Annotated in this window: 16 protein-coding genes; 5 read left to right on the forward strand and 11 right to left on the reverse strand. The window is 60.5% G+C overall.

The window, feature by feature from the left end:
* Positions 1–61 precede the first annotated feature (61 nt).
* Entirely contained in the window at positions 62–1,039 is a 978-nt protein-coding gene (locus VEJ16_11120) for an isoaspartyl peptidase/L-asparaginase (protein ID HYB10213.1), read from the reverse strand.
* A gap of 240 nt (positions 1,040–1,279) precedes the next feature.
* Between VEJ16_11120 and VEJ16_11125 the strand changes: the two genes are divergently transcribed.
* The gene (locus VEJ16_11125; GenBank protein ID HYB10214.1) at positions 1,280–2,845 is read left to right on the forward strand and encodes an ABC transporter substrate-binding protein; all 1,566 of its coding nucleotides are present in this window, start codon (positions 1,280–1,282) and stop codon (positions 2,843–2,845) included.
* A 46-nt stretch (positions 2,846–2,891) separates the two neighbouring features.
* Here VEJ16_11125 and VEJ16_11130 read toward each other — a convergent pair whose 3' ends face one another.
* The 7 genes from VEJ16_11130 to VEJ16_11160 form a co-directional block, all read right to left on the reverse strand.
* The gene (locus VEJ16_11130; GenBank protein ID HYB10215.1) at positions 2,892–3,884 is read right to left on the reverse strand and encodes an oligopeptide/dipeptide ABC transporter ATP-binding protein; all 993 of its coding nucleotides are present in this window, start codon (positions 3,882–3,884) and stop codon (positions 2,892–2,894) included.
* The gene (locus VEJ16_11135) at positions 3,881–4,918 is read right to left on the reverse strand and encodes an ABC transporter ATP-binding protein (protein ID HYB10216.1); all 1,038 of its coding nucleotides are present in this window, start codon (positions 4,916–4,918) and stop codon (positions 3,881–3,883) included. Before VEJ16_11135 ends, VEJ16_11130 begins: the two co-directional genes overlap by 4 nt.
* Entirely contained in the window at positions 4,915–5,787 is an 873-nt protein-coding gene (locus VEJ16_11140; GenBank protein ID HYB10217.1) for an ABC transporter permease, read from the reverse strand. The genes VEJ16_11135 and VEJ16_11140 overlap by 4 nt, the downstream gene beginning before the upstream one ends.
* Positions 5,784–6,788: an ABC transporter permease gene (locus VEJ16_11145; GenBank protein HYB10218.1), complete on the reverse strand. Its 1,005-nt coding sequence runs from the start codon at positions 6,786–6,788 to the stop codon at positions 5,784–5,786. Before VEJ16_11145 ends, VEJ16_11140 begins: the two co-directional genes overlap by 4 nt.
* 181 nt (positions 6,789–6,969) lie before the next feature.
* Positions 6,970–7,425: an SRPBCC family protein gene (locus tag VEJ16_11150; GenBank protein HYB10219.1), complete on the reverse strand. Its 456-nt coding sequence runs from the start codon at positions 7,423–7,425 to the stop codon at positions 6,970–6,972.
* Positions 7,422–7,778: a metalloregulator ArsR/SmtB family transcription factor gene (locus VEJ16_11155; protein HYB10220.1), complete on the reverse strand. Its 357-nt coding sequence runs from the start codon at positions 7,776–7,778 to the stop codon at positions 7,422–7,424. Before VEJ16_11155 ends, VEJ16_11150 begins: the two co-directional genes overlap by 4 nt.
* Positions 7,779–7,911: 133 nt before the next feature.
* Positions 7,912–8,322: a VOC family protein gene (locus VEJ16_11160; protein HYB10221.1), complete on the reverse strand. Its 411-nt coding sequence runs from the start codon at positions 8,320–8,322 to the stop codon at positions 7,912–7,914.
* 431 nt (positions 8,323–8,753) lie between these two features.
* Here VEJ16_11160 and VEJ16_11165 point away from each other — a divergent pair, with 431 nt between their 5' ends.
* Positions 8,754–9,800 (forward strand): aromatic ring-hydroxylating dioxygenase subunit alpha, encoded by a 1,047-nt coding sequence (locus VEJ16_11165; protein HYB10222.1) that lies wholly within the window; start codon positions 8,754–8,756, stop codon positions 9,798–9,800.
* Between the two features lie 144 nt (positions 9,801–9,944).
* The gene (locus VEJ16_11170; protein HYB10223.1) at positions 9,945–11,321 is read left to right on the forward strand and encodes a DUF2252 domain-containing protein; all 1,377 of its coding nucleotides are present in this window, start codon (positions 9,945–9,947) and stop codon (positions 11,319–11,321) included.
* Positions 11,322–11,424: 103 nt separating this feature from the next.
* On the opposite strand, the gene VEJ16_11175 is transcribed toward VEJ16_11170, so the two are convergent.
* Complete coding sequence (locus VEJ16_11175; protein HYB10224.1) at positions 11,425–12,282, reverse strand: alpha/beta hydrolase; 858 nt, start codon at positions 12,280–12,282, stop codon at positions 11,425–11,427.
* Between the two features lie 134 nt (positions 12,283–12,416).
* Here VEJ16_11175 and VEJ16_11180 point away from each other — a divergent pair, with 134 nt between their 5' ends.
* Positions 12,417–13,157 carry a GntR family transcriptional regulator gene (locus tag VEJ16_11180; GenBank protein HYB10225.1) on the forward strand — a complete coding sequence of 247 codons (741 nt, stop codon included), beginning with the start codon at positions 12,417–12,419 and terminating at the stop codon, positions 13,155–13,157.
* Positions 13,158–13,168: 11 nt separating this feature from the next.
* Positions 13,169–14,272, forward strand: a complete 1,104-nt coding sequence (locus VEJ16_11185) for an LLM class flavin-dependent oxidoreductase (GenBank protein HYB10226.1) — start codon at positions 13,169–13,171, stop codon at positions 14,270–14,272.
* A gap of 3 nt (positions 14,273–14,275) precedes the next feature.
* Here the strand turns inward: VEJ16_11185 and VEJ16_11190 are convergent, their stop codons facing one another.
* Together VEJ16_11190 and VEJ16_11195 are read right to left on the reverse strand one after the other, a co-directional pair.
* Positions 14,276–14,989 (reverse strand): ABC transporter ATP-binding protein, encoded by a 714-nt coding sequence (locus VEJ16_11190; GenBank protein ID HYB10227.1) that lies wholly within the window; start codon positions 14,987–14,989, stop codon positions 14,276–14,278.
* Positions 14,982–16,994 carry a branched-chain amino acid ABC transporter ATP-binding protein/permease gene (locus VEJ16_11195; GenBank protein ID HYB10228.1) on the reverse strand — a complete coding sequence of 671 codons (2,013 nt, stop codon included), beginning with the start codon at positions 16,992–16,994 and terminating at the stop codon, positions 14,982–14,984. Before VEJ16_11195 ends, VEJ16_11190 begins: the two co-directional genes overlap by 8 nt.
* Positions 16,995–16,997: the final 3 nt, after the last annotated feature.

The following is a 16,997-nucleotide window of genomic DNA, read 5'->3' on the forward strand; positions in this document are numbered from 1 at the left end:
ATCCTCCGGCGGCTCTTGCAGCGTTCGATGCCGCGCTCGGACGCGCCTGCCATCGCCCGAGTTAGCGATAGATCGCGGTGACGGGGGCATCGTTGCCGCGCGCGTAGCCGCGATACATCCCTTCCGTCGAGAAGGGCAGCGCGATCTTGCCGCTACGATCGACCGCGATCACGCCGCCGCGCCCACCGTATGCGGGAAGTCGTTCCATGATGATGTGGCTGCAAGACGCCGCTAGATCGGCCCCCGTGTATTCCATTCGCGCCGAGATGTCATGGCCCACGACCAGGCGCATGAACACTTCACCGCTTCCCGTCGCCGAGACGGCCAAGGTGCGGTTATTGGCGTAACATCCCGCACCGATGATGGGCGTGTCTCCGACCCGGCCGGCGTGCTTGTTTGTGAGGCCACCCGTCGAGGTGGCCGCCGCAAGATTCCCGTCGCGATCGAGGGCAACGGCGCCGACGGTCCCGAGCTTGTTGTCGGGGTCGGGACGCGTTTTCGGCAATACGGCGAACAAGGTCGCCGCATCGTGATCGAGTGCAGTACCACCCCTTTCGCGCACAAGCCGCCATTGTTCGCGTCGCGCCTCGGTCGCGAAATAGGCATTGTCGACAAGTACCAGGCCCTCTTCCGCGGCGAAGCGGTCCGCACCTTCGCCGACAAGGAAGACATAATCCCCACCCGCCATGACGGCACGCGCGGCCCGCACCGGATTGCGTATTCGCCGCGTGCAGCCGACCGCCCCGGCCGCAAGCGTGCGGCCGTCCATTATCGAGGCGTCGAGCTCGTGAGTGCCCTCGCTCGTGAAGACGGCGCCATGTCCGGCGTTGAAGAGCGGGCAGTCTTCGAGCGAAACCACGGCCTCGGTCACCGCGTCGAGCGCGCTGCCGCCCTGCATCAGGACAATTTGCCCGGCCTTGACCGCCGCCGCGAGTCCTGCGTGATAACGCGCTTCCTGTTCCGCCGAAAGTGAGCTTCGCGCGACCGTACCAGCGCCACCATGGACTGCAATGGCCGGGACAGGGCCAGGCCCGGTCATGTGATCTGGTCCGGGCAGGTTGGCGCAAAATCGGCTCGCATGCCGGTCGATCCTCCCGCATTGTGCTATTGCAGGATGTCTTCAAATGCGCTCGCTCGCACTCGAAGGCGCTGCGGCGACGGGATTATCCCATGCGATGCTTTGCGAGCAAATGATTTTTCATATAGAGTTTCGGCGTTAATCCCTTCAAAGAAGGATAAAACGAGACTTCAGCAAAACAACAGAGAGGAGCGTCCCGCCATGAAGCGATTTCTGTTGGTTGCCTTCCTCGTATTCGCTGCATTTACCGGAGTTGCGCGCGCCGACACGACGCTGGTCATCGCCATCGCGGCCGATCCGACCGGCTTCGACCCGGAGGCCGTGCTCAACAACACGTCCGGCTTTGTCATGGCCACGATTTACGACAGCTTGGTCAAATACAAGCCAGGCTCCGTCGACGTCGAACCCGGTCTTGCCGAAAGTTGGGACGTCTCACCCGACGGCCTCACCTACACGTTCCATTTGCGCAAGGGTGTCACGTTCCACGATGGCACGCCGTTCAACGGCCCGAATTATATCAAGACAATCAAGCGTCTTGTCGACAAGAGCGACGAAGACTCGATCTTCAAGACCGGACCGGTCGAGGGCTATATCGACGACACCTACGGGGCGGTGGAGAGCTACACGGCACCCGACGACAACACGGTCGTCTTCAAGTTCAAGGAATCCTCAGCACCCTTCACGACCAATCTGGCGATGGTGTGGAATGGCGTGGTGAGTCCGACCGCGGTGCACAAGCTGGGCAAGGACTTTCGCACCCATCCGGTCGGTACGGGACCGTTCATTTTCAAGGAATGGCGGCCGGGCGACCAGATAACGCTCGACGCAAACCCCAACTACTGGAACGGCAAGCCTAAAGTCGACCATATCGTTTTCAAGGTGATGCCCGATCCGCAGGCCGCCCTTCTCGCCATAAAGCGTGGGGACGTGCAAATCCTGGCTGATGTCGGAGCGCAAATCATTCCAGCCGCAAAAAGCGACGCCAATCTTGTCGTCGTGACCCAGCCGGGACTTGCCGTGAGCGGCGTTGGAATGCCGCCAGACACCAAGCCCTTCGACGACAAGCGGGTCCGCCAGGCGCTCAATTATGCAATCGATCGCGACGCGCTCGACAAGTCGCTGTTCCAGGGGTATGCCGCACCCATGACGTCGCCGCTGCCGGAAGCGCAGTGGGGCTTCGATCCCTCCCTCAAGGGCTACAGTTACGATCCGGCAAAGGCGAAGCAAATGCTCGCCGAAGCGGGTTACCCCAATGGCTTCAAGACCGAGCTTTTGACGTATAACAGCCCGCGTGGTTACAACTCGGCCGGTGCGGATCTCGCCGTCGCTGTACAGGGATACCTGCAGAAGGTCGGCGTCGAAGCCAATGTGCGCAAGGAAGAGATCGGCGCCTATCTCGCGGAGATTCGCAACAAGACGAACAAGTACAACAAGGGCATGTTCCTGGTCGGATGGACCGGCGACAATGGCGATCCGGACAACTTCCTCTTCGAACTCTTCGGTTCGGCGAATATTCCGGTCACGAACACACCGCGATACGTGAATCCTGAACTGGACAAGGTTCTCGTCGAGGCGCAGCGCGTTCCCGATCACGACAAGCGTGTCGCCCTCTATCATGAGGCCCAAAAGATCATCCTGGACGACGCGCCCTGGATCTTCTTGAACTCCGTCATGCAAGTCCGCGTCACACGCAAGGAGGTCAAGGGCTACCTCCTCAATCCAACTCAAATGTTCTTCGAGATGCAGCGAGTCTCGCTGGAGAAATAGTGGCCGATATTACGGCGGCGCGCCGGGACTGCCCCGGCGCGCCCCTTCATTCCGATTCCAATATGTCGTCGCGGATACATGCCTTGTAGCGGCCAGGCGAGATTTCGCGCAGCTCGGGCACTCGCTTGGCGCACTCGTCTATCGCATAAGGGCAACGCGTGCGGAAGACGCAGCCGGATGGCGGGTTGATCGGGCTTGGGATGTCACCCTTGAGGACGATCCGCTTGCCCTTGCGGTCGGGATCGGGAACCGGGACGGCGGAAAGGAGTGCCTCCGTATAGGGGTGTCTCGGCTTGCGGCAAAGCTCGCGGCCGGGCGCTGTCTCCATGACTCGGCCGAGATACATGACGACAATTCGATCCGAGATGTACTCGACGACCGCGAGATCGTGCGCGATGAACAGCATCGTCAAGCCGAGCTTCTGCTTGAGTTCGCGCAAGAGATTGACGACTTGTGCCTGGATCGAGACGTCAAGGGCCGAGACCGGCTCGTCGGCAACGATAAATTCGGGCCCGACGGCAAGTGCGCGGGCGATGCCGATACGCTGGCGCTGGCCGCCCGAGAATTCGTGTGGGTAACGGCTCATATGGTCAGGCAATAGGCCCACGAGGCGCAAAATCTCGGAAACCCGGGCATGCCGTTCGGCCCGCCCTGCACCAATGCCGTGAATGACGAGAGGCTCGGCGACGATCTCCTCAACGCGCATTCGCGGGTTGAGAGATGCGAAGGGATCCTGGAAAATCGGCTGCGCTTGGCGGCGGAACGCGCGGAGTGCTGCTTGCCCCAAGCCCGCGATATCGACACCCTTGAAGAGGATTGCGCCACTCGTTGCATCGTTCAACCGCAGGATCGTGCGGCCCACCGTCGTCTTGCCGGAGCCCGACTCGCCGACGAGGCCGAGCACCTCGCCCTGCTCGATCACGAACGACACGTCGTCAACGGCTTTTACCTGGCCCGCACCGCGCGAGAAGATGCCGCTTCCGGCGTCGAACCACTTCTTGAGGCCGCGGACCTCCAAAAAGGGAGCATTCTTGTTCACGACCGAACCCCGCTATCCCGATGTAGGGCGACGTCGCGCCACCTGACACAGCGAACTGCGTGATCGGCCCCACAGGCCTCGAGCGGCGGCACTCCTTTATCGCATATGCCCGGCACATTGAAGGCGCAGCGGGGGTGAAAGGCGCAGCCTCGTGGCAAATTGTGGGGGCTGGGCACGTTGCCGGGGATGGCGGACAGCGTGCGCCCGTTCGAGCTATCCGTGCCCAAGCGCGGCACGGAGTTGAGGAGGCCGATCGTGTATGGCATGCGCGGCTCGCGAAAGATCGCGTGTACTGGACCCTGCTCGACAATACGGCCTGCATACATCACCATGATGCGGTCCGCGATCTCGGCGGCGACGCCGAGATTATGGGTAATGAAGATCACGGCCATGCCGAACTCGCCCTGGAGGCGCTTTATCAGTTCAAGGATCTGCGCCTGGATTGTCACGTCGAGGGCGGTTGTAGGTTCGTCGGCGATCAGGAGTGCGGGATTGCATGAAAGCGCCATTGCGATCATGGCGCGCTGGCGCATGCCGCCCGACATCTGGTGCGGATAGGCGTGCATTCGCCGCCCAGGTTCCGGTATGCCGAGGAGTTCAAGCATGTGCACGGCGCGCTTGAACGCCTCGCTCCCGCTCTTGCCCTGATGCAGGCGGATCGCCTCGATGATCTGGTCGCCGATCGTGTAGACGGGATTTAGCGATGTCATCGGCTCCTGGAAGATCATGCCAAGGTCGTTGCCGCGAAACCCCCGCATGGCCACTTTGTCGAGAGTCGCCAGATCCCGCACGGCACCGTCGCGCGCACGGAAGAGGATGGCGCCCGATGCAATTCGCCCCGGCGGACTCTCGATGAGGCGCATGACGGCGAGGCTGGTGACCGACTTGCCCGAGCCCGATTCGCCCACGACGACGAGGGTTTCCCCTGGGTCGACATGGAAGGAAACGCCGTCGACTGCCGTCACTGTATCGTCCTCGGTCGCGAACTCGACCGTGAGGTCGTGGACCTCGAGTAGGTGCAGCGCTTCGCTCATTCCTTCCGCCGCCGCGGGTCGAAATGATCGCGCAAGGCGTCACCCACCAGATTGAATCCCAGCACGACGGCGAAAATCGCAAGACCCGGGAACGTCGCGATCCACCATGCGGACAGGAAATAGCTCTGGCCCTCGGCAAGCACCGATCCCCAATCCGGCGATGGCGGCTGCGCACCCATCCCAAGAAAGGAAAGCCCGGCCGTCTCGACCACCACGGTTCCGGCCTGCAGTGTCGCCATCACGAGAATAGGCGTAAAACTATTTGGCAGAATGTGACGCAATATGATTCGCATGCGGTTTGCGCCGAGGGCCTGTGCTGCGAGCACGAATTCCGTCGTCTTGACCGAGAGAACTTGACCGCGAATAAGACGGGCATATTGCGGCGTGTAGACGATACCGATCGCGATCATCGAGTTGAACAGGCTCGGCCCAAGTGCCGCCACGATAATGAGCGCGAGCAGCAGGTACGGGAAGGCGAGCAGCACATCGACCACGCGCATAATCGCGGAGTCGAGCCAAGCGCCGAAGAAACCTGCGATCAACCCCAGCGCGCAACCGAGTACGAGTGCCAGGCCGTCGGCGACGAAGATCGAGAGCAGGGCGGTTCGCGAGCCGAAAACCACCCGGCTCAGCACGTCACGGCCATATTGGTCCGTACCGAAAATGTGGTCGCCGGACGGCCCCATCAGCGCCTTCGCGAAGTCCTGGTCGAACGGGCTGTAAGGGGCGATGACGGACGCAAAAATCGTCAGCAGAAGGAACACGGCGACGATTGCGACCCCGATCCGCGCGGTCGGTCGCCGAAGCAGTCGTGCTGCATCGCGCGACCATTGCGGCCTTTCGACTGGGGCGATTTCGATCGCGCTCATCGATACCGAATCCTCGGGTCGAGGTAGGCGTAGCTTAGGTCGACGAAGAGGTTGACGAAGACGAAGACCGACGCGGTGAGCAGTGCGGCGGCCTGCACGACCGGGTAATCCCGCGTCAGAATCGCGTTCACCATGAGACGCCCGAGACCAGGCAGCGAGAATATCGATTCCGTCAAGACCGCACCTGACAATAGAAGGCCAAGCTGCAGGCCGATGACCGTCACGACCGGGATAAGCGCGTTGCGAAGCACATGTTTCAGGATGACGGTGCTTTCGGAGAGCCCCTTGGCGCGAGCCGTGCGCACATGATCGTGCGAGCGCATCGAGAGCATCTCGGAGCGCGTAATGCGCGTGATCAATGCGAGTGGAATGGTGCCGAGAGTGAAGGCGGGCAAGATCAGATATCGCAGACTCAGCAGGACGAACCGCCAGTCGCCGGAAATTATGCTGTCGACGACCGACATTCCGGTTACCCGCGGCGGTTCGACGCCGATGGGCATCAGGCCGCCAATGGGCAGCCAATCGAGGAATGCGCCAAACACGAGGATCATCATGAGACCGAGCCAAAAGATCGGCATGGACACGCCGAATAGGGAAAAGGTCATGACGATGTTGTCGAATCGCGACAGCGGTCGGACAGCGGCGAGGACCCCGCAAGGCACCCCGATCACAACGGCGACAAAGAGTGCCGCGAGCGAGAGCTGAATTGTGACGGGAAAGGCAATCCATACATCCTCGACAGCGGGCCGATTGCTGCGCAGCGACATGCCGAAATCGCCGCTTAGCGCATCGATCAGGAAGCGGAAATACTGCGTATAGATCGGCTGGTCGAGCCCGAGCTGCCGACGCAACGAATCGAGTTGCTCAGTCGTGGCACGGTCGCCGAGCAGCAACGTTGCGACGTCGCCCGGCAGCACGTGCATGGTCAGAAAGACAACGACGCTCACGCCGAAAAGCACCAGGATAAGCTGGACGAGCCGCCGCGCTACGTACTGGGCCACGCCGTTTCCCCCACCGTCGTCGGCGGGCAAATCATACCGAGGTCGAGCACGGGAAGGTTTCGCTCGACGGGCCCGCCATCTACAAGATGCCGGATGTGGCGTTTCCACTCAAGCGGGACAAGAATAATCAGTTCGTCGCGATGCCAAGGACCCGCCTTTTGAGCCTTCAATGCGACCGTGATTACCGCAGAACCGTGCCCAATCGGTCGAGAAGTGCCGCACTCCCCTGCTCGCGTGACGCGCGTCCATCGCTTCCGTCGAGAAAGGCGACCTGTTCGGTGAACAACATTCGCGTACCCGCACCCAGCGGCGTCAACTCAACCGTGGCGATCGACACCGAGTGCCGTTTCTGATCGAGGCGCATGTCGTAGACGGAAACAATGCGTTCGTCCTGTACAATGTCGTGGTAGCGCGCGACATAAACGGTGTCCGGCCCGTGACGGAAGCGCCCATGCAGAAGTTCGCTGCCGCCGATCCGGAAATCCAATTCCCGCTTGACGAGAGTCCATCCTTCAGGCCCGACGAACCATTGTGCCTTGATTTCCGGGTCCGCCCACGCCGCAAAAACGCGGACCGGCGATGATTCATAGAGACGTTCGATGGCGAACGTGCCGTGTACCACTGCCGGATTATTCATTGCTTCGTCCTCCTTTCACTGCTTCCCCTCATCGGTTCGCCGAGCAACTCGCCAAGCTGGTCGAACCGATGCTCCCAAAGCGCGCGGCGCTGCTTGATCCAAGCTTCGGCCAAGTCGAGCGCTTGCGGCGATAGTCGACATGTACGGACCCTCCCCTTCTTCCTTGTGAGGATCACACCGCTCTCCTCCAGGATTTGAATGTGCTGTACGACCGCGGCTAGCGAAATCTCGAGGGGCCGAGCAAGCTCGCTCACCGATGCTTCGCTTCGACTCAAGCGTTCGAGAATGCCTCTGCGGGTTGGGTCCGCCAGTGCATGAAAGACGCGGTCCAGCGTTATTCGATGGTCAAGCATATCCTTAACTATGCGTCCGCCACGCGGAATAGTCAAGCAACCACTTAAGTGTTGTGGAATAGTATTTTGAGACGGACTGAAAAGTTGGCGCTCGGCGCTTTAAAGTTTTGCTCGCAGCGTGCGGCTTAGCGCGTCAACTGCCGGTCTCGGGTACGGTCATCACTTCCAGCAAGTGGCCGTAAGGATCCTCAAAATAGAGACCGCGCCCGCCCCGACGTGTGTATAGCTGGCCATCGGTGTGGTTGTAGGGCCCACTACCAAAGGGAATGCCCTTCGCCTTTACGCGGGCGTAGATGGCGTCGAATTCCGCATTGCCAACGTGGAAGGCATAATGATGGCTGTTGCCGACTCTTGGGTCGAATCCGGGGCCGCCCCATGCCTCCGCCTCGTCGGCGAAATCGAAGGTCAAGCTTTCATTGACTTGCACCTGCGCGAAGTGGCTTTCGGCCGGCTTGACCGTCAAACCGAAGATCTCCGCAAAGAATCTGGCCGAAGCATTCTTGTCCTTTGCCGGCACGATCGTGTGGTCAAGGCGAATGGTCATAGCCCGCACCTCGATAGCTGGCTTGCGACGGGTGCGCGGCAAAGGCCCAGCACCTCGCCACTCTGGATTTCCGACGGATTGACTTCTAATTACCATAGTTCCGCGGACAGGGTGAGGTGGCGGCTCGAATCGGGGAAGTCAAGCCCACGCGTGGCGCCACGTCTCGGCCAAGAGCCTACGCTACGCCATTCATGCCTCGACGGTCGGCGAACTGCCATCGACGGTTGAGGAAATGCCCCATTGGGGATTGAGACAAAGCGGCTCGAAAGCCACAAAGTTCGCCGCACCGTCGTTCGGGCATTTGGCTCCAACAAATCAACGAACAAGCGACATATTTCGTGAGCATTTATTGATAGATAGAGTGTTGCGGTTTAATCTTGGCGGGTGCTGTGAGCGCCCGGCATTGCCCGAGCTCGATACTGGATCGAAATATGCCTATTCAGAACATGCCCGCGCAACTGAATTTGCCAGCGCGCTATTATGTAGAATCCGACATCTACGAGTCCGAGCGGCAGCGGATTTTCCGGCGCCATTGGCACATGCTCGGGCCGGCATCCGCCGTGTCCGAGCCCAGCCAATATCTCGCGACTGAACTCGCCGGTTGGAAGCTTTTTTTGCTGCGCGGAGAGGACGGCATCTTGCGCGCATTCCACAATGTTTGCCGTCACCGGGGCGCCCGTTTGTTGGAAGAGGGGCAAGGGCGCTGCACGATGCTCCGCTGCCCCTATCATCTCTGGGTTTACGATCAGGACGGCTCGCTACGAACGGCACCGTGGTTCGGCGAAGACCCCGGTTTTCGTCTCGAGGATTGGCCGCTGCAGGTGGTCTCGGTCGAGACGTGGCGGGGGCTTGTTTTCGCGTCACCGGCGCCGGGGATCAGCTTGCTCGAACAGCTCGGAGACCTTCCGGATGAAGTTGCCGATTATCCGATCGAATCGTTTAAAGCGGTTGCAACCGAGCGCTTTCTTATGAAATCCAACTGGAAGACCTATACCGACAATTTCGTCGAGGGGTACCACGTGCCCGGAATCCATCCAGCACTCAACAAAGTGATCGAGTTCGAGAAGTTCGAGACGATCGCACGACGAAACGTCGTGCGTATGACAGCGCCGCAGCGCGATGGCTCGATTTATGGCGGCAAATGGCTTTGGGCGTGGCCCAACTGGACCCTTTCTGTTTTTCCCGGCGGCATGAACACCAGCCGGATCAATCCGGTCTCAGCCTCCGAAACGGAACTTGTCTATGATTTTTACTTCGCCGATACCTCCCCCACCCGCGCACCGCAGCGCCAGCGCACAATAGAGACAAATTGCGCGATCGTTCGACAGGATTTCGGTATCTGCGAGCATACACAGCGAAACTACGCGTCGGGTGCCTATGTTCCGGGTCCGCTGAGCCCGCGCCATGAACAATCGGTCGCCTATTTCCAGCACAAGGTGTTGGAAACACTCACCGACTCACGCGAGGCAGCCGAGTAAAACGAATCCGTTCAAATCTTCTTGCGGTCGAAGGTAGCGATTGCCGTGCTCCGTTTCACACGGGACGCGCTCGAAGTTCGAACTTTCGCATGATATCAATAATAACGCGGGCCGAAAGGACCAACGATCAGAGGGGCGGAATCCATGAGCGTATCGCGCATCAGGTCTAGCGCGCGCATTTTGTCCGTCGCCGCCCGGTATGACATCGGCAAGAAACTGCGCGGGAAAATACGCCGCGCGGATCACGCAGAATGGTCGCCCCCGGCTTCCCGACGCGATCCAATTGCAATCCTCGTAGAAACAAGCCGTCATCGCATTCCGGAATTGTTAGCCATCCGCTATGGCCGCATGGCGGCTTCTCCCTTCGCGTTCCTGCGCGGCGCGGCGGCGGTAATGGCGGCCGACCTTGCCTCGACGCGCGACACGGGGCTGCGGGTGCAAACCTGCGGCGATTGTCATCTCGCGAATTTTGGCTCGTACGAATCGCCGGAGGGTAACGTCGTCTTCGATATCAACGATTTCGACGAAACGCTGCCGGCGCCCTTCGAGTGGGATATTAAGCGTTTGGCCACGAGCATCGTCCTTGCCGGCCGTGACGCCGGCCTTCCCGGAAAATCCTGCGCTGCCGCCGCCCGGAACTCCGTCGCCGCCTATCGCAAGCATATGTCCACCCTTGTGAAGCTCCCACCGGCCGAAGCCTGGCGTTCGCGCACGGATTTGATCGGGGCACTTGCCGAAATCGACGATCGCCGGGTGCGCAAACGCGAGGAGCAGCGCCTCGAAAAAGCCAGGGGATATCCGGCAGATGGGCTCTACGGTATCTCACGAGCCAGAGGGAAGTGGCGAATCAATGATAAGCGGCCCCTCGTTTATCACTTCGACGACAAACGAAGCGGCGTGCACGACCTCGCGGCCCGTGCTGTCTTCGCAAACTATGCTGAGACCCTCATGGAGGATCGCCGCATATTGCTCGATCGCTTCAGGCTTGTCGACGTTGCATTCAAGGTCGTCGGAATCGGGAGTGTCGGCACCTTCTGCGCGGTCGGCCTATTCATGACCGCAGACGATCAACCGCTGAGGCTTCAAATCAAGGAAGCCGCTCAATCGGTTCTAGCACCCTATGCGGGAGCGAGTGTGTACAGAAATCAGGGTGAACGCGTTGTCGTCGGCCAACGTCTGATTCAGGCGGCAAGCGATATTTTCCTGGGCTGGACACAAGACCGCAAATCCAAACGCGATTTTTACGTGCGCCACCTCAAGAACGCGCCGCTCGCCAATATTGCGGAAGAGATTCAAGCGACGGCGCTCGAATTCTATGCCCGACTCTGTGGCCGTACGCTGGCCCGCGCGCATGCCCGCTCCGGCGATGCGGCGCGGATTTCGGGGTATTTGGGCAATAGCAGCGCTTTCGATGAAGCGATCTCGGATTTCGCAGTCGCGTATGCGGATCAAAGCGCACGCGATCACCAGGCGCTGCTCGCGGCGATCAAGGCTGGCCGGATGAGCGCAAAGGCAACGTAGCCGCGGGTTGATAGCGACGATAGCCCTGCGCGCGCAATGTCGGTACATGTGCGAGCGAGCTGCACCGTCTGGAACGCCTATGATTAATCGACCATTCGCCGGTTCACCGAGAGTTGGGCAACGGCCGTTCGTCTTCAACGGAGAAGAACTCTCTGAGAATCCCGCCGACGAGCTCCGGCGCCTCGAGGAGCATATGATGGTGAAGCCGGGGTAAAATAACCAAATGAGAGCCGACGATTTCGCCGGCAATGAAGCGCGCTGCTTTCGGGCCCGCGCCGAGATCGTTTTCACCCGTGAGGACCAAGGTCTTGTGGCCGATGCGATGCAGTTCGGCGCCTAAGTCGTTGCGGACCAACACTTCGTAGGCTTTGGTGTAGCCCTCGCGATCGTTCGCCGAGATCGCGCGGCGGGTCCGCTCAATGATCTCCGGATGTGTCCTGCGGAAGTCCGCCGTGAACCACCGCTTGGACGCGTACTGGTCAAAATACGTGCTCGGCGGATTACTTCGAATGAAGGAAAGTCTCTCCTCGACTTGGGCCTGCTCCTCCCTCGTTCGGCCTGACGTCGCTGCGATGATGGCCAGCTTTTCGACGCGGTCCGCATGTCGTAGGGCAAGGCCTTGAGCGAGGAGGCCGCCCATCGAGAATCCGGCGACGTGCGTTTTTTCGATGCCGAGCCGATCGAGAATTTGCACGAGGTCCCCAATGAAATCGGCGAGCTGCCAATGACCGGCAGGACTACTCGATCGTCCGTGGCCTCGCGCGTCGGGCCTTATCGCCCGAAACCTGTCGCGAAAATGCGTTATTGGCCCGGTCCAGTCGTCGGAGCAACAACCAACGCCGTGCAGAAGCAAGACCGGATGGCCGCTGCCAGTGTCGCGCATATAAAGTTTGATATCGTTTCCGAGATGCAGGACGGATCCGATATTTTCGGCGTGCGTGCTGATACTGGGGTATGTCATTGGACAAAGGGCCGTGATTTGCCGGCCGTGCCATAATCGTTGAAGCGCCGACGAGTAATATGGTATACCATACGACAAAATGTGACAAGCACCGCTTGGCGCCGATCCAGCGCCCCTGACGGGATTTGGGAAAAATGGGTGAACAGGGACGAGTTCTGCGTCTGTTGGAACCCCAAAAGAGCCTGCGCGAGCTCGCCCAGGAAGCCGTTCGGCAGGCCATATTGGAGCTGAGGTTCCGCCCCGGCGAGCGTCTTATCGAACGCACGCTATGCGCCGAACTCGGTGTCAGCCGAACTGTGGTAAGGGAGGTGTTGCGATTTCTGGAAGCGGAGGGATTGATCGAGATTCCGCCGAATCGGGGACCGGTGGTCGCCACGATCAAGCCCGCAGAGGTCGAACAGATATATGAACTCCGCAGCATGCTCGAGGGCTTGGCGGCAGCAGAGTGCGCCAAGCTTGCCGCGGCACCGGACATCGAGACGTTGGGGCAAGCGATCAAAGAGCTGCGAACAGCGTGTACCAAGAGGGATCCGCGCATGTCGATGCGGGCAACCGATAAGTTCTACCGACAAATGTTCGCGACCTCGCAAAAGAGTGTGTCATGGTCGGTCTGTGAGTCCCTCAATTTGCGTGTCAACGCGTTACGGATGATGACTATCACGACGCCGGACCGGCAAAGGATCAGCTTGCGCGAAATGGAGAGAATTTTCAGGGCCATCGCCAACGGTGACGGAAAGGCGGCGCGTGCGGCCGCCATCGATCATGTGGAGCAGGCCGCCGCGGTGGCGCGTCGAGTGCTTTCGGAGGGGGGAGCATCCGAGAACCTGGGCGGTTCTGCTCATTTGCAAAAACGAAAGCTCGCCACCGCGGGCTAAAGGATAAGACGATGAAGTTCCAGCTCGTCATCAACATGGAGCGGTCGACACCCAGCATCGACCTACGGGATCTCGAGCGCCATACGCTTGAGATGGTGCAAATGGCGGACGAGGGCGGCTTTGCCATCGTGTGGGCGGCCGAGCATCACGCGCTTGAACTGTTCATCGGACCCAATCCGTTTGCGATGTTGACCTGGTGGGCCGCCCATACTTCGCAAATCCGCCTCGGCACAGCCGTTGCGGTGGCTCCGTACTGGCACCCGATCCGCTTGGCGGGAGAAGTCGGCCTCCTCGATCTCTACAGTCGAGGGAGGGTGGAATTCGGCATTGGTAGCGGCGCCTTCCAACGCGAGTTCGACCGAATGGCGCCCGGCCTGAAGCAAACCGAGGGCCATCACTACATGGAGGAAATGCTGCCCGTCCTGAAGGCGCTCTGGCGCGGGGATTACACCCACGACGGCAAATATTGGAAATTCCCGGAGTCGACCGCAGTGCCGAAGCCGTTGCAGAAGCCGCATCCACCACTCTGGGTCGCGGCACGCTCACCGCATACCTACGACATTGCGGTTAAGAACGGCTGCAACATTCTGTCTTGGGCCTTGTCGCGACCATTTGCCGAAGTCGAGTCCTACAAAGAGCGATTTGAGACGGCCCTCGCCAACAACCCGACTGCTCGCAGGCCAATCTTTGCGACGATGCGCTATACCGCCGTCTACGATCGCCCCGACCAGTGGGAAGTGCCCGTCAATGCCGCCCTGCGTCAAATGGGCCGCTTCGAAAACCTGTTCAAGAATTTGGGGGGCGTGCGGGAGGGTTTCCCCGAGGAGATCGACCTTGAAAGCCTGAACAGCCGTCAGGAATTCGACATTGGGGCGTTGCGGCAGAACCTGATGTTCGGCACGCCTTCCGAAATAATTAAGAAACTGAAGCCGTATGAAGCGCTCGGTGTAGACCACTTCACCTATTGCGCAAGCTACGGGCTCGGCTTCAAAGAACAGAAGCGTTCGCTCGAACTCTTCATCAAGGAGGTCATGCCCGCATTCGCCGGGGCCGATCGCGCAGGGCCGCAAATGCCGACTCAAGAGCAGCCCCGCTCGAGGGCGCCAGCCCGTTGACGGTCACGTAGACTTCTCGCCCAGGTAGGACTTGCGCACGAGGTCGCTCCGCAAGAGGCTTTCTGCCGAGTCGTGAAGAATGATGTACCCCGCCTGAATTACATAGCCCCGATTCGCAACGCGCAGTGCCATTCGGGCGTTCTGCTCCACGAGGAGGATTGTCGTCCCCTGCTGGCGTATGTTGGCGATCGTCTCGAAAATGGTCGCGACCAGGATTGGGGAGAGGCCCATGGAGGGCTCGTCGAGGAGGAGCAGTTTGGGACTAGCCATCAGCGCTCGCCCCATCGCCAGCATCTGCTGCTCACCCCCCGAGAGGGTCCCGCCTTTCTGGTGATGGCGCTCCTGCAGGCGGGGGAAGAGCGTGAATACCCGCTCGATGTCGCCGGCGATGTTGTGCTTGTCCGCACGCGCGAATGCGCCCAATTCCAAATTCTCGAGAACGGTCATGCGAGGGAAGATGCGCCGGCCTTCGGGGGATTGGGAGATCCCCATTCGGACCACCTTGTCGGTCGAGAGGCCGTCGATTCGCTCGCCCTCAAATCGGATCTCGCCTTTATTTGGGCCGAGCGTGCCAATGATCGTCTTGAGCGTCGTCGTCTTGCCGGCCCCATTGGATCCAATCAACGTAACGATCTCGCCTCTCTCGACATTAAGCGAGATGCCCTTCAGGGCCCGGATGTTTCCGTAGCTGGTGTGGACGTCCAGGAGTTCAAGCACTGAGCAAATCCGCTTCGTAGCCTTCGCCAAGGTAGGCTTCAATGACCTTAGGATCGCGCTGCACCTGCGCGGGCGGGCCCTCGGCGATCTTGACCCCGTAATCCAACACGGTGATGTGATCGGACAATCCCATGACGACCTCCATGTGATGCTCGATGAGCAGGATTGTCAGGCCCAGCTCTCGCCGGAGTCGTCCAAGGAACTCGCCCAAGTCAACCGTCTCGCGAGGGTTCATCCCTGCCGTCGGTTCGTCGAGCAGCAGAAGCCTCGGTCGGGTTGCGAGGGCGCGCGCGATCTCCAGGCGTCGCTGGTCGCCATAAGGAAAATTCTTCGCAAGCGTCTCCGACCGGCCTTCGAGCCCGACGAAATCAAGGAGTTCTAAGGCGCGATCGCGCGCCTCAAGCTCCTCTCTGACAATCCAGGGCGGACGGAACACGGCCGCGCCGACGGCGCCGCGGAGACGGCTATGCTCACCGACCAAAATGTTCTCGAGTGCCGTCATACTCGGGAAAAGACGGATCGATTGAAAGGTCCTGGCAATCCCACGCTCCGTGATTCGATTTGGACGCAACCCGGCGATGCTGTGCCCGTCGAACAGCAGCTCGCCGGAGCTCGGTTTGAGGAGACCAGTGATGATGTTGAAAAAGGTCGTCTTTCCGGCCCCGTTCGGGCCGATCAGGCCAGCGATCGAGCCTTCTTCGATCGAGAAGTCGACGTTGGTCAGGGCCGTGAGACCCTCGAAGTGCTTGGTGATCGCCCGCGCCTCGAGGATGGCGCCCTTCTTTCCATGGCCCGTGCTCGGCGCATGGCGCGCCGTTCCATCGCGCAGCCAGCCGAGCACGGGGAGATCCCGGTGCAGGACGGGTGCTGGGTGCGGTGCCGGGATCGCAGCCCCCTCCTCGGAATCGTCCGCGACGGTAACCCGGCGCCATCGCCCGGCCTCGATCAACCCGCCCGGTTTCAGGATCATCATGGCAACAAGCCCGAGCCCGAAGAAAAACCAGCGCCACAGCGTGAAATCCACGGTGGTCAGCGCGTGGATCCCGAGAATCCCGCCGAGCCAACGGGTCCAGTGAGTGAGCTGCGCGAGGAAAATCCGGTCGAACAGGGTGATCACAATGCCGCCCGCGATGACCCCACGGATCGAGCCCATTCCGCCGAGAATTACCATGCAGAGCAGCATGATCGAGACGTTGAACTCGAAAGCGCCCGGCGTGATGACTTGAAGCTTCGCTGCGTAGACGGAGCCGGCAAAACCCGAGAAGGTTGCTCCCAGCGCAAAGGCAAGAAGCTTGGATTTGACCGGGTCGACCCCCATGCAGGCAGCGGCGGTCTCGTCCTCGCGGATGGCCATCCAGGCCCGGCCCAACCGCGACTGGCGCAGCCGGTTCATGGCCCAGACGGAGATTCCGCCGATGATCAGGATCAGGAAGTACCAGGGGATGACGCTGGTCTCGAAGGGTACGCCGGGCAGGTGGGGCTGTCCGATCGGATTGACCCCATTCTCTCCCCCCGTGAGATTCAGGCGTGTGACCGGCTGCCAGCCGCCGATCTGGATCGTTATATCGCCCAAATTCCGAATGGCGACCGGGATGATCTCGCCGAAGGCAAGCGTGATGATTGCGAGATAGTCCCCTCGGACCCGCAGCGTCGGAGCCCCGATGATGACCCCGAAGGTCGCGGAGACGACGGCGCTCAGCCAGATAACTTTCCAGAAGCCCCACTCGAATCCCATGAGCGGGGAATTGAACAGCCCCATGGTGTAGGCGCCGATCGCAAAGAACGCGGCGTAGCCGAGGTCGAGAAGACCAGCGTAACCCACCACGATATTGAGTCCGAGGGCGAGCATAACGTAGATCATCGCGTCGGTGACCGCGTAGAGCGTATTCGTGCCAAGTGCCTGGTCGGCAAACGGGAAGGCGACCAGCAGGACAACGACGAGCACTACCGCGAGCGGGAGGCGAAGCGGCTGAGGCAAAGACATCCAGAGGGTATCTGTGGTCATGGT

The organism is Alphaproteobacteria bacterium, from assembly GCA_035625915.1.
In the GTDB taxonomy this organism is placed as follows: domain Bacteria; phylum Pseudomonadota; class Alphaproteobacteria; order JACZXZ01; family JACZXZ01; genus DATDHA01.